The sequence below is a fragment of the Nocardia flavorosea genome (genome assembly GCF_015477805.1).
Lineage (GTDB): Bacteria > Actinomycetota > Actinomycetes > Mycobacteriales > Mycobacteriaceae > Nocardia > Nocardia flavorosea_A.
Genome location: NZ_JADLQL010000006.1, coordinates 373,143 through 396,537 on the forward strand (window position 1 = coordinate 373,143; position 23,395 = coordinate 396,537).

At 68.1% G+C, this 23,395-nt stretch carries 28 protein-coding genes; 13 read left to right on the forward strand and 15 right to left on the reverse strand.

Features of this window, described 5'->3' with window-relative positions; genetic code table 11:
- Positions 1-47: 47 nt before the first annotated feature.
- Positions 48-950: an alpha/beta fold hydrolase gene (locus IU448_RS25725; RefSeq protein WP_195058262.1), complete on the forward strand. Its 903-nt coding sequence runs from the start codon at positions 48-50 to the stop codon at positions 948-950.
- 76 nt (positions 951-1,026) lie between these two features.
- On the opposite strand, the gene IU448_RS25730 is transcribed toward IU448_RS25725, so the two are convergent.
- On the reverse strand, positions 1,027-3,318 hold the full coding sequence (locus IU448_RS25730; protein ID WP_195058263.1) for a nuclease-related domain-containing protein: 2,292 nt from the start codon (positions 3,316-3,318) through the stop codon (positions 1,027-1,029).
- A 554-nt stretch (positions 3,319-3,872) separates the two neighbouring features.
- Between IU448_RS25730 and IU448_RS25735 the strand changes: the two genes are divergently transcribed.
- Together IU448_RS25735 and IU448_RS25740 are read left to right on the forward strand one after the other, a co-directional pair.
- On the forward strand, positions 3,873-5,603 hold the full coding sequence (locus IU448_RS25735) for a sodium:solute symporter family protein (RefSeq protein WP_195058264.1): 1,731 nt from the start codon (positions 3,873-3,875) through the stop codon (positions 5,601-5,603).
- Positions 5,604-5,613: 10 nt separating this feature from the next.
- Complete coding sequence (locus tag IU448_RS25740; RefSeq protein ID WP_195058265.1) at positions 5,614-5,865, forward strand: hypothetical protein; 252 nt, start codon at positions 5,614-5,616, stop codon at positions 5,863-5,865.
- Between the two features lie 235 nt (positions 5,866-6,100).
- Here IU448_RS25740 and IU448_RS25745 read toward each other — a convergent pair whose 3' ends face one another.
- The 6 genes from IU448_RS25745 to IU448_RS25770 form a co-directional block, all read right to left on the reverse strand.
- A complete protein-coding gene (locus IU448_RS25745; RefSeq protein WP_228814225.1) occupies positions 6,101-6,601 on the reverse strand; it encodes a L,D-transpeptidase in 501 nt (166 codons plus the stop codon).
- Between the two features lie 170 nt (positions 6,602-6,771).
- Positions 6,772-8,070 carry a hypothetical protein gene (locus tag IU448_RS25750; protein ID WP_195058266.1) on the reverse strand — a complete coding sequence of 433 codons (1,299 nt, stop codon included), beginning with the start codon at positions 8,068-8,070 and terminating at the stop codon, positions 6,772-6,774.
- A complete protein-coding gene (locus tag IU448_RS25755) occupies positions 8,067-8,291 on the reverse strand; it encodes a hypothetical protein (RefSeq protein ID WP_195058267.1) in 225 nt (74 codons plus the stop codon). The genes IU448_RS25750 and IU448_RS25755 overlap by 4 nt, the downstream gene beginning before the upstream one ends.
- A gap of 141 nt (positions 8,292-8,432) precedes the next feature.
- On the reverse strand, positions 8,433-9,425 hold the full coding sequence (locus tag IU448_RS25760) for an alpha/beta hydrolase (protein ID WP_195058268.1): 993 nt from the start codon (positions 9,423-9,425) through the stop codon (positions 8,433-8,435).
- A complete protein-coding gene (locus tag IU448_RS25765) occupies positions 9,422-10,069 on the reverse strand; it encodes a TetR/AcrR family transcriptional regulator (protein ID WP_195058269.1) in 648 nt (215 codons plus the stop codon). The genes IU448_RS25760 and IU448_RS25765 overlap by 4 nt, the downstream gene beginning before the upstream one ends.
- The gene (locus IU448_RS25770; protein WP_195058270.1) at positions 10,069-11,412 is read right to left on the reverse strand and encodes a flavin-containing monooxygenase; all 1,344 of its coding nucleotides are present in this window, start codon (positions 11,410-11,412) and stop codon (positions 10,069-10,071) included. Before IU448_RS25770 ends, IU448_RS25765 begins: the two co-directional genes overlap by 1 nt.
- A gap of 172 nt (positions 11,413-11,584) precedes the next feature.
- Here IU448_RS25770 and IU448_RS25775 point away from each other — a divergent pair, with 172 nt between their 5' ends.
- Positions 11,585-12,625 (forward strand): NAD(P)-dependent alcohol dehydrogenase, encoded by a 1,041-nt coding sequence (locus tag IU448_RS25775; RefSeq protein ID WP_195058271.1) that lies wholly within the window; start codon positions 11,585-11,587, stop codon positions 12,623-12,625.
- 5 nt (positions 12,626-12,630) lie between these two features.
- Here the strand turns inward: IU448_RS25775 and IU448_RS25780 are convergent, their stop codons facing one another.
- The gene (locus IU448_RS25780; RefSeq protein WP_195058272.1) at positions 12,631-13,113 is read right to left on the reverse strand and encodes a nuclear transport factor 2 family protein; all 483 of its coding nucleotides are present in this window, start codon (positions 13,111-13,113) and stop codon (positions 12,631-12,633) included.
- A gap of 225 nt (positions 13,114-13,338) precedes the next feature.
- On the opposite strand from IU448_RS25780, the gene IU448_RS25785 reads away from it, so the two are divergent.
- Positions 13,339-13,869 (forward strand): mycothiol transferase, encoded by a 531-nt coding sequence (locus IU448_RS25785; RefSeq protein ID WP_195058273.1) that lies wholly within the window; start codon positions 13,339-13,341, stop codon positions 13,867-13,869.
- A gap of 57 nt (positions 13,870-13,926) precedes the next feature.
- Here IU448_RS25785 and IU448_RS25790 read toward each other — a convergent pair whose 3' ends face one another.
- From IU448_RS25790 to IU448_RS25805, 4 genes are all read right to left on the reverse strand, one after another.
- Entirely contained in the window at positions 13,927-14,742 is an 816-nt protein-coding gene (locus tag IU448_RS25790; RefSeq protein WP_195058274.1) for a SigB/SigF/SigG family RNA polymerase sigma factor, read from the reverse strand.
- Positions 14,732-15,187: an ATP-binding protein gene (locus IU448_RS25795; protein ID WP_280456749.1), complete on the reverse strand. Its 456-nt coding sequence runs from the start codon at positions 15,185-15,187 to the stop codon at positions 14,732-14,734. The genes IU448_RS25790 and IU448_RS25795 overlap by 11 nt, the downstream gene beginning before the upstream one ends.
- Positions 15,188-15,339: 152 nt before the next feature.
- The gene (locus IU448_RS25800; RefSeq protein WP_324188719.1) at positions 15,340-16,023 is read right to left on the reverse strand and encodes a PAS and ANTAR domain-containing protein; all 684 of its coding nucleotides are present in this window, start codon (positions 16,021-16,023) and stop codon (positions 15,340-15,342) included.
- Between the two features lie 92 nt (positions 16,024-16,115).
- Entirely contained in the window at positions 16,116-16,523 is a 408-nt protein-coding gene (locus IU448_RS25805; protein ID WP_195058275.1) for an STAS domain-containing protein, read from the reverse strand.
- 293 nt (positions 16,524-16,816) lie between these two features.
- Here IU448_RS25805 and IU448_RS25810 point away from each other — a divergent pair, with 293 nt between their 5' ends.
- The 8 genes from IU448_RS25810 (at position 16,817) to IU448_RS25845 (ending at position 21,776) form a co-directional block, all read left to right on the forward strand.
- Complete coding sequence (locus IU448_RS25810; RefSeq protein WP_195058276.1) at positions 16,817-17,425, forward strand: flavodoxin family protein; 609 nt, start codon at positions 16,817-16,819, stop codon at positions 17,423-17,425.
- Positions 17,426-17,486: 61 nt separating this feature from the next.
- On the forward strand, positions 17,487-18,497 hold the full coding sequence (locus tag IU448_RS25815) for an iron-containing redox enzyme family protein (protein ID WP_195058277.1): 1,011 nt from the start codon (positions 17,487-17,489) through the stop codon (positions 18,495-18,497).
- A gap of 5 nt (positions 18,498-18,502) precedes the next feature.
- Positions 18,503-19,153, forward strand: coding sequence for a HemK2/MTQ2 family protein methyltransferase (locus tag IU448_RS25820; protein WP_195058278.1), 651 nt, complete (start codon positions 18,503-18,505; stop codon positions 19,151-19,153).
- Positions 19,154-19,292: 139 nt separating this feature from the next.
- Positions 19,293-19,583, forward strand: coding sequence for a CDGSH iron-sulfur domain-containing protein (locus IU448_RS29835; RefSeq protein WP_195058279.1), 291 nt, complete (start codon positions 19,293-19,295; stop codon positions 19,581-19,583).
- Between the two features lie 177 nt (positions 19,584-19,760).
- Positions 19,761-19,991 carry a DUF6480 family protein gene (locus IU448_RS25830; protein WP_195058280.1) on the forward strand — a complete coding sequence of 77 codons (231 nt, stop codon included), beginning with the start codon at positions 19,761-19,763 and terminating at the stop codon, positions 19,989-19,991.
- 117 nt (positions 19,992-20,108) lie between these two features.
- Entirely contained in the window at positions 20,109-20,693 is a 585-nt protein-coding gene (locus tag IU448_RS25835) for a nucleotidyltransferase family protein (protein ID WP_195058281.1), read from the forward strand.
- A complete protein-coding gene (locus tag IU448_RS29840) occupies positions 20,694-20,972 on the forward strand; it encodes a BON domain-containing protein (RefSeq protein WP_195058282.1) in 279 nt (92 codons plus the stop codon).
- A 48-nt stretch (positions 20,973-21,020) separates the two neighbouring features.
- Positions 21,021-21,776, forward strand: coding sequence for a metallophosphoesterase family protein (locus IU448_RS25845; protein WP_195058283.1), 756 nt, complete (start codon positions 21,021-21,023; stop codon positions 21,774-21,776).
- 202 nt (positions 21,777-21,978) lie between these two features.
- On the opposite strand, the gene IU448_RS25850 is transcribed toward IU448_RS25845, so the two are convergent.
- The 3 genes from IU448_RS25850 to IU448_RS25860 form a co-directional block, all read right to left on the reverse strand.
- Entirely contained in the window at positions 21,979-22,257 is a 279-nt protein-coding gene (locus tag IU448_RS25850; protein ID WP_195058284.1) for a CsbD family protein, read from the reverse strand.
- Between the two features lie 113 nt (positions 22,258-22,370).
- A complete protein-coding gene (locus IU448_RS25855; RefSeq protein WP_195058285.1) occupies positions 22,371-22,796 on the reverse strand; it encodes a nuclear transport factor 2 family protein in 426 nt (141 codons plus the stop codon).
- A gap of 45 nt (positions 22,797-22,841) precedes the next feature.
- Positions 22,842-23,369 (reverse strand): DUF1992 domain-containing protein, encoded by a 528-nt coding sequence (locus tag IU448_RS25860; RefSeq protein ID WP_195058286.1) that lies wholly within the window; start codon positions 23,367-23,369, stop codon positions 22,842-22,844.
- Positions 23,370-23,395: the final 26 nt, after the last annotated feature.

A 23,395-nucleotide genomic window follows, 5' to 3' on the forward strand; every position in this document is an offset into this window, starting at 1 on the left:
GCCGTACCGTCCACAGTTGTGTCCGATCGATCTCCCGAAGGATTGCGATGACCGATATCGAAACCCGTACGCTCGCCGCTTCCGGCGCCGACCTCACCTACGATATCCACGGCGACCTGCACCGGCATGAATCGATTCCGCTCCTGATGGTCGGTTCCCCGATGGAAGCAACCGGGTTCGGCACCCTGGCGCAGTATTTCACCGACCGGCCCGTGGTGACCTACGATCCGCGCGGTATCGCCCGCAGTACCCGCAACGACGGGACCACATCGGGCACCCCCGAGGAACATGCGGACGATATTCACCGCATCATCGAAGCACTGGCCACCGGACCGGTGGATATCTTCGCCAGCAGCGGCGGCGCGGTCAACGCTCTCGCGCTGGTGGCCCGGCACGGTGAACTGGTGCGCACCCTGGTCGCCCACGAGCCGCCGACCGCGCAGTTCCTGCCCGACCGCGACCGGGTACTCGCCGTGTCCACCGATATCACCGCCACATACCAGGAAGCCGGGCTCGGCCCTGCCATGGCGAAATTCATCACCCTGATATCGCACCGGGGTGAGCTCACCGCCGAGTACACCGATCGCCCCGCCCCGGACCCGGCCCAGTTCGGTCTCCCCGCAACCGACGACGGTTCCCGTGACGATCCCATGGTCGGCCCGCATCTGCTCTCCTGCTGCGGTTACGAATACGACCTCGCGGCGCTCGCCGCCTCGCCCACCCGGATAGTGCTCGGTACCGGCCGCGCGTCGGCCGGGGAGTTGTGTGCTCGCGCCGCTATCGCCCTCGCTGCTGCCCTGGACAGCGAGGCCGTTGCCTTCCCGGGTGGGCACGCGGGTTTCCTGGGCGGCGAATTCGGGATGACCGGCGAGCCGGAGGCGTTCGCCGCCGTGCTGCGCGAGGTACTCGCCGATCCGTCGAAGCCGGGCCCGAACGGTTCGACAGTGTGAACGCCGCTGGACAGCCGACCCCGCCGGCCACGGGTGTCCAGCCGACCGAGTAGCCCGCATTTCCGGTTTCGGCCGGTCAGCGGGCCGCCTGGATATGGGCTGCCGACGGAGTCACGAACGGAGCGAGCGCGTGCTGGACCTGCCGATGTGACAACCGGCTGTGCCGCCGCCCCGGCAGCCCATCTTCCGGCGCGCCCGTCGCCGCCCGGCATTCGTCCGGTTCGGTCACCGCCGGGTCGGCTGCGAACTGTTCACCGGTGAGGTCGATCGCCGCCAGCCGGTTGCCGGTCCGGGCCTCGTACACGCTGAGCCGGTATCCCATCGCGAACAGGTTCAATGTCCGGCCGACCGGATGGCCGGGGGCGGGCGGATATTGGCAGGTCCGCACCAGGCTCCCGAGCTGCCCCTCCGATACGCAGGCGACCAACTGCACCGACCGCGCGTCGACGGGATGCCACACCGCGGACGGCCCGAACGCGGTGACCTCCGAGAGTGCACCGGCCAGGTGCACAGGGCTGGTTCCCGCCGCCGAATAGGGCGCGGCAACAGTCGTGCCACCCCCGCCACGGCACAGCGACCCGTATTCCGCCACCTCGAACCGGGCGAAGCCGGAAGCCGCGAACACCGTGCCGGCGACCACCGCCAGTACCGCTCCCGCCGCCCCGACCGCGGCCGCATACCGCGCACCACGGCCACCGCCCGCCTTCTCTCCCGGTCGCCCGGCCTCCCGCTGTCCCGATGCGCGCGGTCCCACTACCGGTTGCTCGTGTTCCGGCCGCCACGGACCGGCTGTGGAGCGCACTATCCGGCCGGGATCTCGCCAACGGCCCGTAGCCTTTCGAACACCGGTCGACCTCCGCCGGACACCTACCGCGCCCCGTGCGGATTCGAGCGTTCCACGCCCACGAGTCCGGCTCTGCGGCTGCTCGGCCGGGCTGCCGGTCGTAGCCGCCGGACGCGATATTTCCCCACCGGTTCGAGACTGCCCGGCCGAAACCGGCGAATCCGCCCCTGCCACCGATGCGCCGCGAGAACTCCGGCGCGAAGCATCTTCCGTCACTTCTGCCGAGGTCCGAGGATGACGTTCACGCAGGCCGCGCGTCCATCCCGAGCCCGCGGGCCACCCGAAACGAGTATCCGCTGCCGCAGCCGGCGCAGGACCCGGCCCTTGATCGGAGAACCGCTGCGCCGACCGCAACCGAGAACGCCGCTCCTCGGGAACGTCATCCGTGGAACCCTGAGCGACGAGGCTCTGGTCGGCAGGGACGTCAGCGGCAGGAGCCTGAGCCGCGGGGACCTCACCGGCGCAGTCCTGCGCCACGGAGGTATCCGTTGCGCTGGAATACGACAAGGGCTCCTCGGCCGGCCATGTCGGTTCCACCGGCGACGCCGCGGCGTCCGCCGACCGTGACGCCACCTCACCGGCCCGGGAATGCGGCGGCCTACTCGGCGCGGCGGGCGGTGCAGTCGCGCCATCGGGCACCGGTCCCCCGTCTCCCGGATGAACCCGGGAGCCGGCCGGGCCGGCAACCGGCACGACGCCGTCGTGTTCCGTCCAACCGGTGAGTCCGTGGACGATTCGCCCGCGGCGGCCACTTCCGGGGGGTTCGACAGCGTCGACCGGCTGCGCTGTCCGGCGTCGAGAACCGCCGAACAGCGGAAAGCCGGTCCTACGCAACCGGCCCGCCGCCGAATCCGCCGCGACCGGCAGCCGGGTCATTGTGTCGTCCGCGGTTACTTCGAATCCTTCGGCCGCCGACTCCTCGGGAGCCGGCGCGGACAGCGGTATTCCGAGCGCCGGGAACGCCCGGGCGAGATCGGCGGCGCGCCAGCGTACGACCCGGCCGGGTGGGCGCTCGAAATACTCGGTGAAGTCCGCCGATTGCCCGATACGCACCATGATCGTGTCCTCACCCGGCTCCTGCGGCGGCCGGGCCCAGGTGATGCGCGATCCGGTTTTCGGGATCAGGACCACGAGCAGATCGATCTGCTCGGGCACACCGTGGCGGCGGAATATCGCCGCCAGTTCGGTTCGTTGCCGCCGGGCCCGTACCAGTGGATTGGCCGTACCGGACCCCGTGCGCAGATCGGCCGCGCGTTCACCGACCTGCCACCGGCCGCCCGGCGGCGTCTCGAGCACACCGTGCTGAACCGAACCGAAATCCGCCAGAACCACCAGCGTGCACCCGTGCGGCGTCCAGACCAGCAGGTCGATCACCGTGGTGGAGCGGCGGCGTGGCCGCGGCAGCGGACAACCGAGCAGGGCGATACCGCCGATACGCTCCGAACCCGCCCCCCAGTCACCGATCAGCCGGAGCAGGAAGCGCTGCACACTGGACAATTCGGCACTCTGCACGCGTACAATCACGGCAACCCCTACTCCGGTGACCACGAAACCCACGCACACCACACCGGCACCAGGGGACGGTCTAATCCTCTGGTGCACAACGTGTTTGGCTGCGCCGTCGTCAATGGTAGCAATCCGCGGCACAGCGCACGAGAGCCTGCGCCCGCACGCATGCGTACGCATTTGTGCATATCAACCGAGAGTCGGCGACACAGCACCGGAATCGCCGGGCCGGCCGCACCGAATCCGCGGCGGCCACCCGGGCTGTGCGCGGGAAGCCGCCCAATTGCCCAGTGCACCGCGATCTGGCTGTCCGGGGCGGCAGACAGGATATGGATACCGTTGCCGCTCGGGCAGCCCCGGCACACCGCCCCACAGACCGCCCCGCCCCGGCCGATTTCGGCCATTGCCCGCACGCCCCACGGACACGCCCGGCTTTGATCAACACAGCCCGGGCCACGACCGCGCGCGGTACGTTCTATGCACCAGAGCAGATCTGGTAGTGCGGCCGGCCATCGGTACTGCCGATGCGGTGAACCGCACGCGGTTGTCCGTGGCCGCTTCGAGGAGAACGTATGCCGCAGTTCGAAGTTTCCCAGCAGATCGTCTCCCCGCTCGCGGAGGGTGAGGTGCTGCGACTCGACGCCCAAGCCGTCGACTACGCGATAGTCGCGCTCTACTTCGTTTTCGTCCTCGGCATCGGCCTGCTGGCCCGGCAGCGTATCTCGTCGAGTATGGATTTCTTCCTGTCCGGGCGGTCATTGCCGGCCTGGGTGACGGGCCTGGCGTTCATCTCGGCCAATCTGGGCGCAGTCGAGATCATGGGGATGTCGGCCAACGGCGCGGAGTACGGTTTTCCCGCCTTCCACTACTTCTGGATCGGCGCGGTGCCGGCCATGCTCTTCCTGGGCGTGGTGATGATGCCGTTCTACTACGGCTCGAAGGTGCGCAGTGTGCCGGAGTTCATGCGGCGCCGCTTCGGTACCGGTGCGCACCTGGTGAACGCGCTCAGTTTCGCTGTCGCCCAGGTACTCATCGCCGGTGTGAACCTTTACCTGCTCGGCACCATCTTGAATGTGCTGCTGGGCTGGCCGCTGTGGGTCGCGGTGGTCGCGGCGGCGGTGATCGTGCTTTCCTATATCACCCTCGGCGGCCTGTCGGCGGCGATCTACAACGAGGTGCTGCAGTTCTTCGTCATCGTGGCCGCCTTGCTGCCCCTCACGCTGATCGGCCTGCACCGGGTGGGCGGCTGGTCCGGGCTGCAGGACAAGGTGGCGGCTTCGCCCGGCGGCCCGGAACAGCTGGATTCCTGGCCGGGTAATGCCCTGTCCGGTTTCGCCAACGATTTCCTGTCCATCCTCGGCATCGTTTTCGGCCTGGGTTTCGTGCTCTCGTTCGGCTACTGGACCACCAACTTCGTCGAGGTACAGCGCGCGCTGGCGACACATTCCATCGCGGCCGCCCGGCGTACCCCGATCATCGGCGCCTACCCGAAGATCCTGATCCCGCTGATCGTGATCATCCCGGGCATGATCAGCGCCGTACTGGTACCGCAGATGGCCGAGTACAAACAGGCCGTCACCGCGAACCCGGATGTGGACAGCGATGTCACCTACAACCAGGCACTGCTGTACCTGATGAAGGAGGTACTGCCCAACGGGCTGCTGGGGGTGGGCCTGGCCGGGCTGCTGGCCGCATTCATGGCCGGGATGGCGGCCAACGTATCGGCCTTCAACACAGTGTTCAGCATCGACCTGTGGCAGCAGTACGTGGTCAAGGATCGGTCCGACAAGTACTACCTGACCGTCGGCCGCCTGGCGACAGTCGGCGCCACCATCGCCGCGATTTTCACCGCGTTCATAGCGGGCGGGTTCAGCAACATCATGGACTACCTGCAGACCTTGTTCAGCTTCTTCAACGCGCCGCTGTTCGCGACCTTCATCCTCGGCATGTTCTGGAAACGGATGACCCCGGCCGCCGGCTGGACCGGCCTCGTGGCCGGTACCGCGGTCGCGGTGGCGATCTTCGTACTGAACGAGACGGGAGTTTTCTCGCTGTCCGGGCAGGGCGTCAGCTTCGTCGCGGCCGGTGCCGCCTTCGTGGTGGATATCCTGGTCAGCGTGGCCGTCACCATGGTGACAGCGCCGAAACCGGCAGCCGAACTCGTGGGCCTGGTGTACTCGGAGACACCGCGCGAGCAGCGCACCGACCCGGAAGCCGCCACCCTGCCCTGGTATCAGCGGCCGGCGCTCCTGGCGGGTATCGCGCTGGTGCTCGTGATCATCCTCAATATCGCGACCGGATAGGACAACGATCGTGCTCTTCGATATCCGCACCATCGTCGGCGGCCTGCTCGGCCTCTACGGCATCGTCCTGGTGATCACCGGATTGGTGCACGACACCGCCGCCGAAGAAGCCAAGACCGGCGGTGTCAATGTGAACCTGTGGGCGGGGCTGGGCATGCTCGTCGTGGCCGTCGCCTTCCTGACCTGGGCCCGGCTGCGCCCGGTGGCCGTCGACCGGCGGGCCGTCGAGACCGAGCGCGAATCGACGCCCGGCCGGGACTGACCGAGACATTCGCTGCCGCAACGGCAGCTACCGGTCCGCCCGCAGCGGACCGGTAGCGTTCCGGAACGGCCGAATCGATGTCAGTCGGGCAGGCCGATCGCGAAGCCGATGGCGATGAGCAGGCAACTGATGACCGATACAGCCACGATGATCCACATGGGTCAAGCCTACGAAACCGCGCGAGCACATCGGTGACCGGGTTGGATACCGGCCCCGGCCGGCGCCCGCGCCGGGGTCAGGGGACCACCTCGACCACATCGCCGGGGTTCAGATAGTGGTAGACCGCGACCGCGCCCGGTTCGGTCAACCGGATGCAACCGTGCGATTTGTGCTCCACCGGCCCGATGTGGAAAGCGATATCGCCGTTGAAGAACACCGCATAGTGCATCGGGGCGTGATGCATGGTGCTCCAGTGGTAGGGGCGTTTGAAATCCACGTCGAATACCCCGGGTGGAGTCTCGTAGCCGTCCATCCCGTGCGACATCGGTGTCGGCCCGTAGACCACCTTGCCGTTGTCCATCAGCCAGACCTCGTTCGTGGACAGTCGCAGGCAGGCCCGCGCCGCGGGCGAGCACGGGGCCTGGGCGGGGACGATCGCGGGCACGCCGGGGACGTTGGGCCCGTTGGGCCACAGCGGTTCGGCGAAGGCGGGCGCCGCCGGGGCCAGGACCGCCGCCGCCACCCCGGTGAGCGCGGCCATCCGGCGCATCCGGTGCAGGAAATATCCGTTGCTCATCTCGTACCGACCTCTTTTCTCGATCCGCCGCCGATCCGGCGGGGCCAGCAAATCCAGAGCGAAGATCAAGAGAACTATTCGACGGTACTGAAGTTCGACGATCTGTGGGCCGCATTCGCCGTAGACTCGCCGATTCCGGCCCGAAATCCGCGGCGGATACGGCCCGCCGATCAGACCACGCTCCAGCTGTCGGAGTCCGCGCCGCGACGCCGGATGCGCCGTCTACGCTGGTAGAACACCTCCTCTACCGAGACGTTGGGAACCTCTTGAACGATCCCGGGGAGCCGGCCGTCCAGTTCGAGCTCCGCTATCCGCCGGTGCAGGCCGGCGCGCCGCTCCGCCGCCAGCTGCGCCCACACCACACCGATTCGCCGCTGGGCGGGCTCCTCGGCAACGGCCAGCAAACGCAGCAGTTCCGGCCACAGATCGTCGGCGTTGGCCACCGAGGGCAGTTCGGCTATCTGTTTCACCGGCATCCGGGCGATCAGCCCGGCGACGTACCGTTGCACATCGGGATGGCTGCGTTCGGCCAGCAGCAGCAGCCCTTTCCAGGGCCCGGGTTCGAACGCCGCCGTCAACGATTCCACTATGGCGATGAGCGCGGCGGTATTGGCGAAGATCGGGTTCATCGCCATCCGCTGCAGCCCCGGCTGACTGAATTTCGATACGAATGTCATCAGTTCCGGCGCCGCGCCCCGCTGGATGGTGTGCGCCGCGAGTTTGCCCAGGGCTTCGGGGGCGGCCAGGGACAGCAGGATATCGCCGATCCGGAACACCACATCCGCTTCGGCGCGTGACATCACCGAAATCGCGGCCTCCTGCAGTTCCGGCGAGCCCGCCAAGACGTTCTGCATCATCCGCGGTATCCGCTCGGATCCGCCATCCAGCAACTGGCGCAGTATGTTGCTGACGGCGGGCGCGGAGTAGGCGTAGGCGGCGGAGAAGATGATGCCCTCGTCGTCGAGGGTTCCGCGTTCGACGGCTTCGACCATCTTCGGCGAGGCATATTCGAGGAACGGCCCGGCGGTGATGTGGTCCTTTCGGCGCAGGACCTCGTTCACGATCGCGACCAGCGGCTCGGCCGCCATGATGTCGCCGAGTTCACCGAGCGCCTTGGGGTCCACGTATGGTGTGCAGTCCGCCGCGTACTCGGTTTTGAGCATTGTGAGCGTTTCGGCGGCGGCGTCGGGATACTCGACCCCCACGGCACCGGCGGCGCGACCGGTCATCATCGGGGGCACGATGCGCTGGACGAGCGGAAGCGATACCTGCAGCGGGATGATCGGGACCAGGCGGCCGATCCGTTTGAACATCTCGCCGTGGTATTCGAAGATCCGTCCGGAAATACGCTGTTCGAGTTCGTGCAGGTGTTCGGCGCCGAGCCGTTCGAGGTAGGCGATCCGTTCGACGGGAACATGAAGTGTGCGCGCCAGCAGAATCATCTGTGCGCGGGTGACCAGATCGCTCATTTCTCGAGAAGATCCCCGAACATGATCCGGCGCGTGATCGTTTTGAACGGCGGCGGGAAGAAACGGATCATCCCGTTGACCGCCTCGATGAGCAGTTCCTTTTCCTGTTGCTGGGCCCCGCGGAACAACCCGAGCAGATCCTCGATCTCCTGGTCGGAGAGCATCTCCGAGGCTGCGGTGGGCCCGTTCAGTTCGCGGACGAGTTCGGTCTTGGCATTCATTGCGCTCCTGTGTCTCACTCGCGGGCCGGCAGCCGCGAATTCACCGCCGGTCCCGTGTACTACCCGCACGACGATATGCCGAATCTCGCTGATCGTAAGGGCATTCACATCTGGCGTTACCTGCCTGCAATTTGTGGTGGCTCACATTGCCGGGTCCGGCGGACCGGCCGCGAGGTGCCGGCGCAGGAACATCAGCTGATGGCCGACGGCCGGCTCGAAGAAGGGGTTTCCCGGCCAGACCCCGAAGTGATCGCAGGGATAGTGGCGGACCTCGGCCCGCGCGGCGAAGGCGGCCTTCGCCGCGGCATACGGCGGCGCGCCGCGGTCGAAATCGGCGATCTGCACCAGTACCGGCAGTTGCAGACCGGCGGCCGCCCGGGCCGGGCGGTAACCGGCCAGCTGCGGCAGCACACCTGCATCGATCTCGTTACGCCAGGTGGGACCGGCCAGGGCGAGATAGGACTCGTACCAGCCGTCCAGTGCCAGCGCCGCGGCTTCCCCGGGCCGCCCGACCAGCGGGATGAGGCCCGGACCACCGGTCACCGCGTCCAGCTGCCGTCGCAGGCCGGTGCAGGCGCCGCGCAGTGTTGCCGCGACCCCACCGGACCGCACCGCCTGCGCGGTTGCGGCGCGGCCGTCCACCAGCGGGGTCAGCGAAACGACCGCGGCGAGCGCGGCCCGAGCTGTCGCCGATTTCTCCGGGGTCGCTCGGGCGGCCGCGGCCGCGGCGAAGACATGACCACCGGACAATGAGACGCCCCAGAGCACGACCCGCCGCGGATCGACCTCCGGCAGTTCGGCGGCAGTGGCGACCGCCGCCCGGTAGTCGGCGAGCTGGTCGGCCATCCGGACCCGCTGCCGGGGGTTCCCGTCGCTGGCGCCGAAGTAGCGGAAATCGAAGGCGAGTACGTCGATTCCGGCGGCGGCGTAGGCGCGGGCGAACGGTTCGAGACCGGAATCCTTGGTCCCGCCGAACCCGTGCGCCATCACCGCGACCGGCCGACCGGCCGGGCCCGCGAGTTCGGCTGAACCGGCCGCGAAATACCACGCGTGACACCGGTCGGCACCCGAGCGGAAGCTCAGTTCGACGGGGCCGGTCTCGGCGGCCGGTTCAGGGTGGTGGTGCAGGGTCATGACGGGTCCTCGCGATGGTTCGGTTCGGCGCAGGCGTGGCCGTAGATCGAGCGCAGCCAGACCGTGACCACCGATTCGATATAGCGTTCCCGGTCGAGCTCCACCCCCAGGGTGAGGCGTTCGAGCAGTCGCTCGTTGAGCAGTAACAGCACATCGGCGAGCGTGGCCGCGTCACCGCCGGCGGGGGCGCGGCCCGCCCGGCGTTCGTGCTCGATCATCGCCGCTATCGACGGGATGAAGTCCTGGCGTTCGGATTCCCAGATCTCGCGTACCGCGGCCGAGGCGCTGCGCGCGTCCAGGACGGCGCGGTAGAGATGCCGGTGGCGATCCCAGAAATCGACGAGCCCACGGATCGTGCGTTCGATCCGGGCGGCCGGGTCGCCGGGGCCGACGAGGATATCGTTGACTGCGAATACTTCCTGGTAGATATCCTCGAGGGCGGCCCCGACGGCGGCTGCTTTGTTCTCGAAATAGAAGTAGAAGGCCGAGCGGGTCAGCCCGGCCCGCCGGGAGATCTCGGCGATATCGACGGCCTCGAGCCTGCCCCCGTTATCGCGCAGCAGGTCGTCGAGCGCCACCAGCAGCGCTTCCCGGCGCTGTTCGCCGCGCGGGGGTCCGCGCCGGTCGGTACGCGAGCGGACCATCAACCGGCCCGCCCGGCCGCAGAGCTGCCGTGTTCCCGGGCCCGGCGCAGGCCGGCGGGCAGTTCGGTGCAGCGCAGATCGCGTTCGTAGACGAAGTAGTCCAGCTGCTGGGTATGCCGGGGGCGGTCGACGACGTGCCCGGTGAAGCGCCGCTGATCCTCCTCGATGATCCGCAACATCGCCTCCTGCGCCGGCGGCCGGTAGTGCCCGGCCGCATAGGCGGCGACGAGCCGGGCCTGGCATTCGACGAACGGGAACAGGGTGGGGAACGGCTGGGCGAAACCGACGAACGCGAGATTGTCCACGCCTGGTTTGAATATGCGTTTGTACAGGGCGATCCGGTTGTCCGGTGCACTGATGAATTCCGGGTCGAAGAACGGGAAGGTGATGTTGTAGCCGGTGCAGTAGATGATGACGTCGAAATCTTTGTGTGTACCGTCGGCGAAATGCACGGTGGCGCCGTCGAGCCGGCGCACATCGGGTTTGGCCACCACATCGCCCGAGCCGAGCCGCAGCGGAAGTTCCACCGACTGGGTGGGGTGGGCCTCGAAGAACTTGTGGTTCGGTGCGGGCAACCCGTATTTCACCGGATCACCCGAGATATAGGGCGTGCAGATCTGCACCAGTTTGCGCTGCCAGGACAGCGGGATGTAGGGCACCGTACGGAAGTAGCGGTCCGCGGGGGTGCCCGCGAAGTATTTCGGCACCACCCAGGCGCTCGACCGGGTGGACAGCCAGACGTCGTTGTCCATCGCCCGGGAGGACAGTTCGACGGCGATATCGGCGGCACTGTTCCCGATGCCGACGATCAGGATGCGCTTACCGTAGAGGTCCAGCGGGGTCCGCGGGTCGATATAGGCGTGGGAGTGGATGGCCTGCCCGGTGAATTCGCCCGGGAAATCGGGGAATCGGGGATCCCAGTGGTGGCCGTTGGCGACAACCAGAAGATCGAATCTCCGGTTCTCGCCGGCCTCGGTCACGATATCCCAGCCGTCGCCGGCCGGGCGGACGTGCCGGACCCCGTTCCCGAATTCGATGGACCGCTTCAGATCGAAGGCTGCGGCATAGCCCTCGAGGTATTCCTTGATCAGGCTGTGGTGCGGGAAATCGGGATAGGAATCCGGCATCGGATAGTCCCGGAACGAGAGCTGGTACTTCGAGGTATCGATATGCAGCGACCGATACGCGCTGGAATGCCCGTTCGGATTACCGAAGGCCCAGTTGCCGCCGATCCGGTCCGAGGATTCGAAGCAGGTGTAGCCGATCCCGTAATCGCCGAGCATCTTCCCGGTGGTCAAACCGCTGATTCCGGCCCCGATGACCGCGACGGTGGGATTCGGCATACGACCTCCTGCATGTTCCGCCGCATGACGGAGACCAACCGGCAGTGACACCGGTCACAGGAACAGTACGGCCCCGTTTGACACACGTCAAGAAAAATCGACTCTTGTCAGCAGCCCGCTACGGACCTACTTTGTGAGGCACGTCATAACGGCGGGATCCGGAGGAAACCCCATGCGCGCATTGCAACTCACCGAACCCGGCCGGCTCGAGATACGCGAGGTGCCCACACCCGAACCCGGCCCGGGCGAACTGCTGATCCGGGTCGGCGCATCCGGGATCTGCCATTCCGACCTGCACGTTCTGCACCTGCCGTTCAAGGTCCGCGACGAGCCGCTGATCCTCGGACACGAAATCGCGGGCACGATCGCCGCAATGGGCGACCAAGTCGAGGGCCGCACCCACGGGGAGCGCGGAATCGTGTATCTGTGCTGGTCGTGCGGGCACTGCCCGGAATGCACGAGCGGGAACGAGAACGTATGCCGCGCGGCGGGCCGGGTCGCCATGCCACCGTGCCCCGGTCTGGGCCCCGACGGCGGTATGGCCGAATACATTGCCGTCCCGGCGTCGTCGTTCGTACCCATCGGCGATATGGATTTCGTCGCCGCGGCGCCGCTGGCCGATGCCGCGCTCACCAGCTATCACGCCATCCGCGGCGCCCGCGATCAGCTGTATCCCGGCTCGACCGCGGTGGTGATCGGGGCCGGCGGCCTCGGCCATGTCGGAATCCAGATCCTGCGCGCCGTCACCGCGACCCGGATCGTCGCGGTCGACACCGACCCCGGCAAACGCGAACTGGCCGTCGAATGCGGGGCACACGAGGCGCTGCCCGCCGGTGCAGATACCGCCGACCGGATCCTGGAGATGACCGCCGGGCGCGGAGCGGATGCGGTTTTCGATTTCGTCGGAGTGGACGCCACCGCCCAGCTCTCGGTGCGCAGCGTCGGCCCCAACGGCGCGTACCGGATGATCGGCCTGGGCGACGGTGACCCCGGGATCACCGCGGGCCCCGCGGGCGGTCCCGGCCTGCCGTGGGGCGCCACCGTCCGCAAATCCTACGGCGGCACCAAACGCGATCTCATCGACAGCATCGCCTTGGCCCGGGCAGGCGAGATCGAGGTCCGCACCCAGCAGTTCCCCTTGGAGGACGGCGCCCACGCCTACGAACTGCTGGAGCAGGGCCGGATCCGCGGACGCGCGGTCCTCGTGCCGTAGGGGGCCTACTTTTCGCCGGCCGACGCCCACATATTGCTGATCAGGGTGTGGCTGGGCGTATCGGCCAGCGACTGCGAAGATTCGTATATCCGGACATAGGACGTGGCGGAGATCCGCCAGACGCCGTCCTCGCCTTTGCGGTACCGGTCGGTGTAGTAGCCGGAGCCGCGAATCAGGACCCCGAACTCGGTGGCGAGCACCGTATCCTCGAACAGCCAGCTCCCGGTCGCGGTATCCCCGTCGACGACGATCTCCGGATGGTTGGCGACATGGGTGGTCACGATGCGGGGCCCGGTGTTCTTGCGCATGAAATCGACCACCTCCGCGCGACTGTTGAAGACGAGTTCCCGGCCCATCACATGCGTGCCGTAGCGCGCCTCGATCTCCGGGTCCAGGGTGTCGGCGAAATCGTCCCACTGTTTCAGGTCCAGCGTCCGGAAGTACCGGTACTTGAGGGCGCGGAGTTGTTCGAGTGCCTGCAGATCCATGAGGTCACCTTGGCACGAAGCGCCACTCTCGACAAGAACACGTTCTACTTTTGTGCTACCGGCCCCCGGCACCGGCGCACGCCGTCGCCGACCACCCGCCGGCCGCGGTTTGCCGAAGCCGGGCGGTGGTACTGCTTCCGGAAAGGGAAAGCAGAGCCGACCGTGGGAAGCGGCCCGCGCATCGCATCGGAGCGCCGCTCTCCTGCACCGAGCGACGGAGAATCCATGAACAGCGCCGATATGCTCACCGATGCCTTCGACCGGATCCGTGAGGTCGTACACGAAGCCGTCGACGGACTCGACGAAGAAGCCTTGAACTACCGGCCCGACCCGGGAGCCAATTCGATCTGCTGGCTGATCTGGCATCTCACCCGGGTACAGGACGAACATCTGGCGGAGCTGACCGGTGGTGAATCGTTCTGGACCGCGCGCGGCTGGTACGAACGTTTCGGCCTGCCCATCGACCGTGCGGCCACCGGGTACGGCGACACCGCCGCCGATATCGCCCGGATCCAGGCCCCGGCGGAACTACTGACCGGCTACTACGACACCGTCCACGCCCACACCCTCCGATTCGTCGGCAACCTGACCGACAGCGACCTGGACAAAGTAGTGGACGAGACCTGGAATCCGCCGGTGACCATGGGGGTACGACTGATCAGCGTGATCGCCGACGACCTGCAGCACGCGGGACAGGCCGCCTACCTGCGCGGTATTCACGCCCGGACAACGGATTCCGCGACGGTCCGGCATTGATCACCGCCGGTCCGCCCAACCCGGCGGCAGGCGCGGAACCCGCCGCCGGACAGCGGATCAGTCGCGCAGCGCTTCCTCTCGCAACCACCCCAGGGTTCGCGACAGTATCCGCGAGATATGCATCTGCGAGACGCCGAGCCGCTCGGCGATCTGGGACTGCGTCTTGGATTCGAAGAAACGCATGCGCAGCACCTGCCGTTCCCGGTCGGAGAGCTCGCCGAGCAACGGTTCGACCGCCAGATAGTCCTCCAGCCAGCCGTACGACGCTTCTTCGCTACCCAGCGAATCCACCAGCGCCGGCGCCGCGGATTCACCGTCCTCACCGGCAGGCGCGTCCAGCGAGGAAGTCTGGTAGGCATTACCCGCGATCAGCGCCTGGGTCACCTCCACCAGATCGATCTCGAGTTCGTCGGCGATCTCCCGGGCCCGCGGCACCCGGCCGAGCCGCTGCGACAGGATCTCGATGGTGGGGCCCAGGCTCAACTGGATCTCCTTGACCCGCCGGGGCACCCGCACCGACCAGGTGTTGTCCCGGAAATGGCGGCGCACCTCCCCCATGATCGTCGGTACGGCGAACGACAGGAACGACGAACCACGCATGACATCGAACCGTTCGACGGCGTTCAGCAGACCCAGCCGGGCCACCTGCAGCAGATCGTCGTAGGCCTCGCCGCGGCCGGAGAACTTGCGGGCGATATGTTCGGCCAGCGGCAGGCACCGCTCCAGGATTTCCGCACGCAGCGCCGCCCGCTGCGCCGAGTTCTCGGGTGCGGCGGCCATTTCGCCGAACAACGGCTCGATATCGTCGTAGCTGTCGGTGCCACGATGGCGACGTGAAGGCCCCGGATCGACACGCGGTGCCTCATGCGCCATCGGCGCCCCCTCGGTACCAGCTGAATTCGACATCGGTCGGGTATCCACCCCTCGCCACGTCGTAGGGATGCTGCACGACGCCGACCCCACGCGTCAGGGTCCGCACTATATGCCAGCCGAACCCCTCCTGATCGAGAAGCGATTCGGTCGCCGCTGTCGAGGTTACGCGCACTGTCATCCGGTGCTCGTCATAATCGAAGTCGCAGCTCAGTGTCGAGTCGGCAACGGCGTCCGCAATCAACGAGGTGGCCACCTCGTCGAGGGCCAACCGGATATCGGTGACCTCGTCCAGCCCGAAATCGGCGATGAGCGCCACCGTCTCGGCCAGGGCGCGCAGCATCACCAATTGCTCGTGTTCTGCCGGAACCCGCACACCGACCGTCGTCGTATCCCGTGAAGTCGTTCCCACAGAGTCGGAGACGCTGTCCACCATGCGCACCACCACCACCTCGTTCCTACGGCCCACCAGCGGGCCCGGGGGCGCCTACCGGGGCCACAGTGGCATTGACCCAGCGGCGACGCCGCGGCTGTCTGTCTCGGCCTGATTGTCACATGCGCTGGTACCCCGCATCAGGGTGCCGAAACCGCGAACTCGCCTCATACCCGGTCTATCCGCTCGTGCACGGTCAGCAGGATGTGGTCGAATTCGGTACGCAGCGCCGGTGTGGCGTGCTCGATCGCGGACAGTTCGGCCACCAGTCGCTGCGCCAGCGCCCGCAGTTTGGTGTTGGTCTCCTGGGAGCGCCAGATCAGCACCCGGAACGCCTGCTCGGAGCTGATCCCGTAGACCAGCATCAGCGCGCCCTTGGCCTGTTCGATCACCGCACGAGCGGCGAACAACTCGGGCAGTGTGTCCTGCAGCGTTTCCTGCCGCTCCTCGGCCAGGGTGGTCGTCAGATCCACGTAGTAGCCGGCGGAGCCGACGAGCTGCCCGTCGTCACCGGTCATGGAATCGGCCACTACGATCACGTGCCGGGTCTGCCCCGTGGTGTCGACGATCCGGTGCCGGCTGCAGAACGGTGCGCCGTGGGCCACCGATTTCGCGAGCACCCCGGCCACCTGTGCCCGATCCTCCGGATGTTTGTGGCCGAGCACCACGTCGAGACTCGGCTCCATGGGCTCGGCCGGGTAACCGTGCATCCGTGCGACACCCTCGGACCATTCCCAGCGTTGCTCGGCGAACCAGAAACGGAAGGTGCCGGCCCGCTGTGCGGAATCCGGCCCGAGTGCAGGATCGAGCCCGCGGGTCTCGCCTGCGGTATCGCTTTCGTGTTGCGTCACCCACCGATTATCCGCTGCTGCGAATGAGGCAGCGAGTCCGGACACACCGCCGGCCACCGCCGGGCCGGCCGGCGGTGGTCGGTATCCCGGTATCAGCTTGTCAACGCGGCGCGCAGAGTCGGAAAATAGCGGAACTGGTGCCGGACGCCGGTGATCTGGAGCGCTCGCTCGATATCGTGCCGGCCGCTGACCAGCCGTAGCTCGGCCCCGTGCCGCCAGGCGTCACGCTTGGCGCCGGACAGCGCCGAGGCAGCGCGGATACACAGGAACGTCGTGGCGCGCAGATCCAGTACGACCACCCGGCAGCCGTCGTGCTGACAGCGGCCGAGCAGCGCACGGAAGGCGTCGAGGCCGACTGCGTCCAGTTCGCCCTCGACCCGGGCGATCAAGCAATCGGGATGTTCGGTACTGCGACGCGACCACATACGGCCGGCGGCTGCGGTGCGCGGATCGTTTCCCCGGTGTTGCTCGACCTGGTACAGGGCGGTGGTTACCGACATATGAATCCCGTCCGTTGCGTTGGGGATCTCCGGTTGGCGTACCCGGTCGGGACCAGCAACCGGACGAGCGGAACGCCCCATCCGGCGACCCCGACTGCCGACATACGCCGCACCGGGTTCGGCTGTGTGTTCAACCTGGATCTCATTCTGGCACGAGTGGCTGCCGCTGTACACCGGGCGCGGTCACGGTCGCGACGGGAGACGTTTACCTCGCGCCGGTGCGGCTATTGCGGGGGCAACGGGAGCCGACCCACGGCTCCGGCACCACGGCGGAAGCGGAGGTTCACCCGACGATGGCTTCTCTGAGCGCGGTCGCGCTGGTGTGCACACTGAAGAAATCACCGGCCGAATCCAGCAGCGACCGGATCGCCCGGCAACTGCTCGACGAACTCGCCGGGCACGAGGTGACCGGCGAGGTGATCCGGCTGGTCGACCACGACATCCGGCCGGGTGTGACCACCGACGAGGGTGACGGCGACCAGTGGCCGGATATCCGCGCCCGGATCTCGGCCGCCGATATCCTGCTGTTCTGCACCCCCACCTGGCTCGGGCACATGTCCTCGGTGGCGCAGCGTGCGCTGGAACGGCTCGACGCCGAACTCTCCGAAACCGACGACGCCGGCCGGCCGGCGATGTTCGGCAAGGTCGCGGTCGCGGCCGTGGTGGGTAACGAGGACGGCGCACACAAGATCGTCGCCGACGTCTTCCAGGGGCTCAACGATATCGGCTTCACCGTGCCCGCACAGGGCGCGACCTACTGGAACGGCGAGGCGATGAGCGGGGTGGACTATCTGGATCTCGAACGCACCCCCGACGCCGTCGCCTCGACCAATGCCACGGCGGCGCGTAACGCCGCCCATCTGGCCCGGCTGCTGCGCACCACGCAGTACCCGGCCAAGTGATCCCGCCCCGATACCCGCGGGGCGCACGGACGACGACACCGTCGCCACGAAAGGTGAATCCATGGCCGAAACACTCGCCGCCCCGGGCGCCCTCGCCCGCGGAATACGCCTGCCCGTACCCCGGGGGCCGCTGTCCGCCGACCTGGTTGCGCTGTTGCCGGCCGAACCGGGCAGCCCTGTACCCCAGGCTCCGCCGGATATGGACCCTTTCGGCGACGATCTCCAACTGGCCTTGCACACCTGCTACGAACTGCACTACCAAGGGTTCCGCGATGTAGATCCCGAGTGGGAGTGGGACAGTGGCCTGCTCGGACTGCGACGGGAACTGGAACGCCGGTTCGAGGACGCACTCCGCGCCGAAGTGCCCGGCGGGCACGATGTCGGCGCCGAACTGGATCGGCTGCTGACCGCGTCCACGGCGGGCGGTACACCGGCGTGGCTGCGCGACGAGGGCACCTGGGACCAGGTGCGCGAATACTTCGTCCAGCGCTCGATCTATCACCACAAGGAAGCCGATCCGGTCGCCTGGGTGATTCCGCGGCTGCGCGACCGGGCGAAGGCCGCCCTGGTAGCCGTCGAGTTCGACGAATTCGGTGGCGGCCGCGGCGACCGGATCCACGCCCGCCTCTACGCCGACCTGCTGCGCGGCGCCGATCTCGCCGACGACTATCTGCACTATCTCGATGTCGTGCCGGCTCCGATGCTGGCGCTGGTCGACATGATGTCGCTGTTCGGCCTGCACCGGTCGTTACGCGGCGCCCTGGTGGGGCATTTCGCGGCCGTGGAGATCAGTTCTTCCCCCGCTTCGCAGGTCATGGTCGAGGCCCTGCAGCGGTTCGCGGCGCATCCGGACTGTGTGCGGTTCTACGCCGAACACGTGACCGCCGACGCCGTGCACGAACAGGTCGTACGGCGTGACGTCCTCGCCGACCTGCTCGCCCGCGAACCCGAGCTCGCCGAATCGGTGGTGTTCGGCATCCAGGCCACCGAACTGCTCGAGACCCGCTGCACCGAATCCGTGCTGAGCTGCTGGCGGGCCGGTGACAGTTCGCTGCGCCCCGAGGCCCGGTGAGCCCGATGCTGGTGCGTGCGCCGGGGGTGTACCGGCCGCAGCCCGATACCTGGCTGCTGGCCCGCGCGATGACCGAGGCGGCACTGCCGTCCGGGGCCCGGGTGCTCGACGCGTGCACCGGGACGGGTGCGCTGGCCATCCACGCCGCCCGGACGGGTGCGGCGGCGGTGACCGCGGTGGATCTGTCCCGGGCGGCGGTGACCTCGGCCTGGCTGAACAGCCGACTGCACGGGGTGCGGCTGGAACTGCTGTGTGGTGATGTCACCGAGGTGGTCGCGGACCGCACCTTCGATGTCATCGTGGCCAATCCGCCCTATGTGCCGAGCGAAGAACCACACCCGGCCGGCCGGGCGGCCCGCGCCTGGGATGCGGGCCGGCACGGGCGGTCCCTGCTCGATCCGTTGTGCGCGATGATGCCGCGCCTGCTGGCGAACGGCGGCACCGCGCTGATGGTCCATTCGGCCCTCTCCGGGACCGCGACCAGTCTGCGCCAGCTGCGCAGCGGCGGGCTGAAAGCGACAGTGGTCGCCCGCACGGCCATTCCCTTCGGCCCGGTGCTCACCCGCCGCAGCGGCTGGCTCCGCGACCGTGGCCTGATCCGGCCCGGACAGCAGCACGAGGAATTGGTGGTGATCCGTGCCGACCGAACACGATGAGAAACCGGCCGGCCGCACGGTGCATCCACCGATGCTCGCCGGACCCCCTCCTGCGCCGGGGCAACGCACCCAGTCGACAGAGACGTCGCCGGGCCGGGAACCGCCGGCGCCCTCGGTGTGCGGTGACACGATGACACCGATGGCCGATCCCGGCTCGCCGGGCAGGAGCGCCGCCCCCACGGCGGTCCGGACCCCGGTTCCGGGAGAAACCGGCTCCGGCAGCACCGGGGCGTCGCCGGCCGAACCCACCCGGATCGTTTTCACCGAGGACGGGCCTGCGCTGGTCGACGGCCCGGTGGAGCTGGTCACCGCCGACGGTTCGGTGATCCACGCGGACCGTTTCCTCGTGGCGATATGCCTGTGCAAACGGTCGCGGACCTATCCGCTGTGCGATACCAGCCACCGCCGGCGCCGCCGCGGTGACCGCTGACGCTTTCCGGCACGACCCGATTGGGCGGCGGGGTAACGGGTACGCGCTGCCCATGGTGCGACGAACGATCCGCGCCGCCGTCTCACCGGCCCTCATGCCGGTTGTCCGCGGACCGGGTGGACGGCGACCAGCCCCCGCCGGGCCCGCCCGGCGACAACCGAAAGCAGGGAAGCGCTCATGAGTTCGATGGACCCCGATCCGGCCGAGACCCCGGACCTGGAACCCGGCGGCGGGGTGCCCGCGGGCTCCACCCCGCCGGATACCCCACAGACCTCGGGACTTTCGGCGCCCGAACCCCGGACCAGTCACCGTTTCCCACCGACCGGCGTGGCCGCGATGGTCGCCGTACTCGCTCTCGTGGTGGCGTTCGTGGTGGTGGCGATCGTACTCATCGCGTCACTGGGCTGAGGCACCGGCGGATCGCGTGACCGGGCGTCCCGGCCACAGAGACGGTCCGCGGCCCACCGCCGGTGTCCGGCCGGTCACCGGCTGATTAACAGCGCGATGCGCGGGTAGCCGCCGACTATGGTTCCGACGGAGGAGCAATTGCTGCACGCTTTGACCCGGGCCGCGAACGCCCTGAAACAAGAGGGCATACCTTTCGCTGTGGCGGGTGGTTGCGCCGTGTACGCGCGGGGCGGCCCGCCTTCCGACCACGATGTCGATCTGTTCGTCAAACCCGAGGACAGCGCCCGGGCGCGCAGCGAACTGGCGCGGGCCGGGCTACGGCTGGCGGACGCGGCCGAGGATTGGCTGACGAAAGCCTACGACGGCGACACCCTGATCGATATCATCCACCGGCCCAACAACCGGGACGTCGACGACGCGCTGCTGGGCCGGGCCGAGGTCATGCGGGTGGGCCCCGCCGTGGCGCCGGTGGTCGACGCCACCGACCTGCTGGTCGACAAACTGCTCGTCTTCGACGCGCACCGGCTCGATCTCAGTCCGCTGCTGCGGATCTCGCGGGATCTGCGCGAACAGGTGAATTGGCCCATGGTGCGCGCACAGACCGAGCATTCGCCGTACGCGAAAGCATTTCTCGGATTGATCGACGATCTCGGTATCGCCGAAACCACCGAACCCTCGCACACCGCTGGAAAGGCGCAGTAGATGTCCGGTAATCCGCACTCCCCCCGGCAGCGGCCACCGGAATACCTGGCCGCCGAACTCCATCGCGCGCTGGCCGAGGATCCGCGTACCGCCGAACAAGGCGTGCAGGTCCGGATCCGGGGCGATGTGGTGGTTCTCGACGGCGAGGTGAGTACCGCGCAGCGGCGGCAACTGCTCGAGGACGTGGTGCACGATATCGCCCCGGACCTGCCGATCCACAACGACGTGCACGTCACCGCGACAGCCCGGCCGGGCGGATGCGAAGACCTCGGTAGGTGATATCGAGCGGAGCCCGGTGCCCGGCACCGGCGGAAGGGAGTTGGGCAGATGCGGATCGCCGCTGTCGGAGACGTCCATCTGGGAACCGATTCACGCGGACTGTTGCGGCCCGCGCTGCGCGAACTACCGGCACTGGCCGATGTGCTGCTGCTGGCCGGTGACTTGACCAGGCACGGAACACCGGCCGAAGCGGAAGTGGTCGCCCGCGAATTCGCCGATGTCGGTGTTCCGGTGGTGGCCGTACTCGGCAACCACGATCATCACAGCGATGCCGCGGCCGAGATGACCGATCTGCTGCAATCCTGCGGTATCACGGTGCTGGAGGGCACCGCCACCACGCTCGATATCGACGGCACGACACTCGGTATCGCCGGCACCAAAGGTTTCGGCGGGGGCTTCGCCGGCAAATGCGCGAGCGTGTTCGGGGAGCGGCTGATGCGCGAATTCGCCGGCCACACCATCGAGCTGGCGACAGCGCTGGACACCGCGCTGGCCGAACTGGACACCGATATCACGGTGGTGCTGACGCACTACTCCCCCGTCAGCGACACCCTGCACGGGGAGCCGCGCGAGATCTACCCATTCCTGGGCTCGTACCTGCTGGGCGAACCCATCGACACCCACGGCGCCGATCTGGCCGTACACGGTCATGCCCATGCCGGCACCGAACGGGGCAGCACACCGGGCGGTATCCGGGTGCGCAACGTCGCCCAGCCGGTGATCGGCAAGGCGTTCGCCGTCTACGAACTACAGCCCCGCGCCGACAGCACCACCTCCCGCAACCGGACCGCCGTCTCCGGTTGACGGGCCCGCCCCAGACCGCCCGCCCAACACTTCCAGACGGGCGCAGCCGCCTCCCGGAACCGCACGCCTGTGCTGCTGCACATGCCCGCCTACCTTCGAGGCACTACCCGGCCGCCTGGAGAACACTACGGCGACCTCGTTCGAGGTCGCCGTAGTCCGCTCGCGCCCCGGCGAGCGCGCAACGCCGCCGGGCCGTACCGGCTCAGACGTCGCGTGGGGTCGGTGCCACGGTCCGTCCGTGGCCCGGGTCCTGCTGGGCCCGCTGCCGCTGTTCGGCGTCAGCGGCCTCGAGCCGTTCCTGCTGTGCCTCGTTCTCCTTCTCGGCGGCAGCGCGCTGCGATTCGCCCTTGTCCTGCTGTGCCTTGCCCTCGGTACGCAGGGAGTCGTTGTCGAGAACCGCGCCCGCGGCCTCCTTGACCTTGCCCTTCGCGCCCTCGACGGCACCTTCGATGCCTTCGCGTGCGGTCTTGTGCTCGGTCACGATATCCACCTCCGAATTCGGGTTGCTCGGTCGGATATCGGCCGCGTACCCGGCCTCGAAGCCGTCAATCCGGCGACAACCCGCCGATCGAGTGGGCCTGCTCACCGGGCAGGTCAGGCGAAAGCGGCCTCGAGGCCGTCGAACCAGGCCGCTTCCTCGACCAACCGCGCACTGCGCCAGCCGTCGGACGTGCGCACCAGCTCGTGGTTGTACCAGCCACCGCAGGTGAACTGCTTACCCGGGGAGACGATCATCGGGTTGAAGAACATGGCGCGGACCTTCGCGGTGTCGCCGTCCAGTTCCACCGCGATATTGGCGATGAAATGCTGGGTCCGCGTGAACAGTTGTAATTGTTCGGTCAGCCCGGCGACCACCGTGTCCACATCCCCGGTGGGCCCGCCCGCCGTGCTGTAGTCGATCTGCGCGTCGGCGGTGAACACCGAGCGGTACAGCGGCCAGTCCTTGTCGTCGACGGCCGTGGCGTAGCGGGTGAGCAGATCGGAGATCTCGATCCGGTCGGCGAGGGTGCGTGAATCCATCTCCCCATACAACCGCACCGCGGCGGTGTGCCGGGCGGGATCGGCTCAGCTGTCTCGGCTGTTGCGACCGATCCGGCGCCACCACGGGCGCCGGCTACCCGGACCGTTCCCGCGGCCGCGCTCCGGTTCCTGCACGGGCGGTGGCGCGGCGGACGCTCCACCTGCGGTAGCGGTCGCGGCACGCCAGCCGGCCACCACCTGCTCGGCGTCGACCGGGGCGACCGGTACCTGCGGGCCGGTCGGCACTCGCAACCAGTCCACGATCCGACGGTTCAGCGCGGCTACGGTTGCCCGCACCTGTTCCTCGGTGGTGAGCTCACGCACCGTTTCGGGCAGCCGCTCCACCTCGCGGCGCAGTTGCAGCGACGGCGGCAGGGCCACATCGCCGCGCAGCCCCTCGCGGCGCAGATAATCACGCAACCACGCATTCTCGTCGTGGTACCGGCTCCCCGCCCCGGGCAGCGGTTTTCCGGAGCCGGGGAGGTTCTCGAACTCGCCTCGCTCGGTGGCCTCGCGGATCTTGCGATCGACCCAGGACTCGAAGTCGACGCCCGCGGGTTTGCGCTCCGACATCGTGCCTCCTCACCGTCACTCCACGG

What these genes read in the sequence shown, in the direction of transcription:
- IU448_RS25725 (WP_195058262.1), top strand. Translation starts at nt 48, where the DNA reads ATGACCGATATCGAAACCCGTACGCTCGCCGCTTCCGGCGCCGACCTC.
- IU448_RS25735 (WP_195058264.1), top strand. Translation starts at nt 3,873, where the DNA reads ATGCCGCAGTTCGAAGTTTCCCAGCAGATCGTCTCCCCGCTCGCGGAG.
- IU448_RS25745 (WP_228814225.1), bottom strand. Translation starts at nt 6,601, where the DNA reads ATGAGCAACGGATATTTCCTGCACCGGATGCGCCGGATGGCCGCGCTC.
- IU448_RS25750 (WP_195058266.1), bottom strand. Translation starts at nt 8,070, where the DNA reads ATGAGCGATCTGGTCACCCGCGCACAGATGATTCTGCTGGCGCGCACA.
- IU448_RS25755 (WP_195058267.1), bottom strand. Translation starts at nt 8,291, where the DNA reads ATGAATGCCAAGACCGAACTCGTCCGCGAACTGAACGGGCCCACCGCA.
- IU448_RS25760 (WP_195058268.1), bottom strand. Translation starts at nt 9,425, where the DNA reads ATGACCCTGCACCACCACCCTGAACCGGCCGCCGAGACCGGCCCCGTC.
- IU448_RS25765 (WP_195058269.1), bottom strand. Translation starts at nt 10,069, where the DNA reads ATGGTCCGCTCGCGTACCGACCGGCGCGGACCCCCGCGCGGCGAACAG.
- IU448_RS25770 (WP_195058270.1), bottom strand. Translation starts at nt 11,412, where the DNA reads ATGCCGAATCCCACCGTCGCGGTCATCGGGGCCGGAATCAGCGGTTTG.
- IU448_RS25775 (WP_195058271.1), top strand. Translation starts at nt 11,585, where the DNA reads ATGCGCGCATTGCAACTCACCGAACCCGGCCGGCTCGAGATACGCGAG.
- IU448_RS25780 (WP_195058272.1), bottom strand. Translation starts at nt 13,113, where the DNA reads ATGGATCTGCAGGCACTCGAACAACTCCGCGCCCTCAAGTACCGGTAC.
- IU448_RS25785 (WP_195058273.1), top strand. Translation starts at nt 13,339, where the DNA reads ATGAACAGCGCCGATATGCTCACCGATGCCTTCGACCGGATCCGTGAG.
- IU448_RS25790 (WP_195058274.1), bottom strand. Translation starts at nt 14,742, where the DNA reads ATGGCGCATGAGGCACCGCGTGTCGATCCGGGGCCTTCACGTCGCCAT.
- IU448_RS25805 (WP_195058275.1), bottom strand. Translation starts at nt 16,523, where the DNA reads ATGTCGGTAACCACCGCCCTGTACCAGGTCGAGCAACACCGGGGAAAC.
- IU448_RS25810 (WP_195058276.1), top strand. Translation starts at nt 16,817, where the DNA reads ATGGCTTCTCTGAGCGCGGTCGCGCTGGTGTGCACACTGAAGAAATCA.
- IU448_RS25815 (WP_195058277.1), top strand. Translation starts at nt 17,487, where the DNA reads ATGGCCGAAACACTCGCCGCCCCGGGCGCCCTCGCCCGCGGAATACGC.
- IU448_RS25820 (WP_195058278.1), top strand. Translation starts at nt 18,503, where the DNA reads ATGCTGGTGCGTGCGCCGGGGGTGTACCGGCCGCAGCCCGATACCTGG.
- IU448_RS29835 (WP_195058279.1), top strand. Translation starts at nt 19,293, where the DNA reads ATGGCCGATCCCGGCTCGCCGGGCAGGAGCGCCGCCCCCACGGCGGTC.
- IU448_RS25830 (WP_195058280.1), top strand. Translation starts at nt 19,761, where the DNA reads ATGAGTTCGATGGACCCCGATCCGGCCGAGACCCCGGACCTGGAACCC.
- IU448_RS25835 (WP_195058281.1), top strand. Translation starts at nt 20,109, where the DNA reads ATGGTTCCGACGGAGGAGCAATTGCTGCACGCTTTGACCCGGGCCGCG.
- IU448_RS29840 (WP_195058282.1), top strand. Translation starts at nt 20,694, where the DNA reads ATGTCCGGTAATCCGCACTCCCCCCGGCAGCGGCCACCGGAATACCTG.
- IU448_RS25845 (WP_195058283.1), top strand. Translation starts at nt 21,021, where the DNA reads ATGCGGATCGCCGCTGTCGGAGACGTCCATCTGGGAACCGATTCACGC.
- IU448_RS25855 (WP_195058285.1), bottom strand. Translation starts at nt 22,796, where the DNA reads ATGGATTCACGCACCCTCGCCGACCGGATCGAGATCTCCGATCTGCTC.
- IU448_RS25860 (WP_195058286.1), bottom strand. Translation starts at nt 23,369, where the DNA reads ATGTCGGAGCGCAAACCCGCGGGCGTCGACTTCGAGTCCTGGGTCGAT.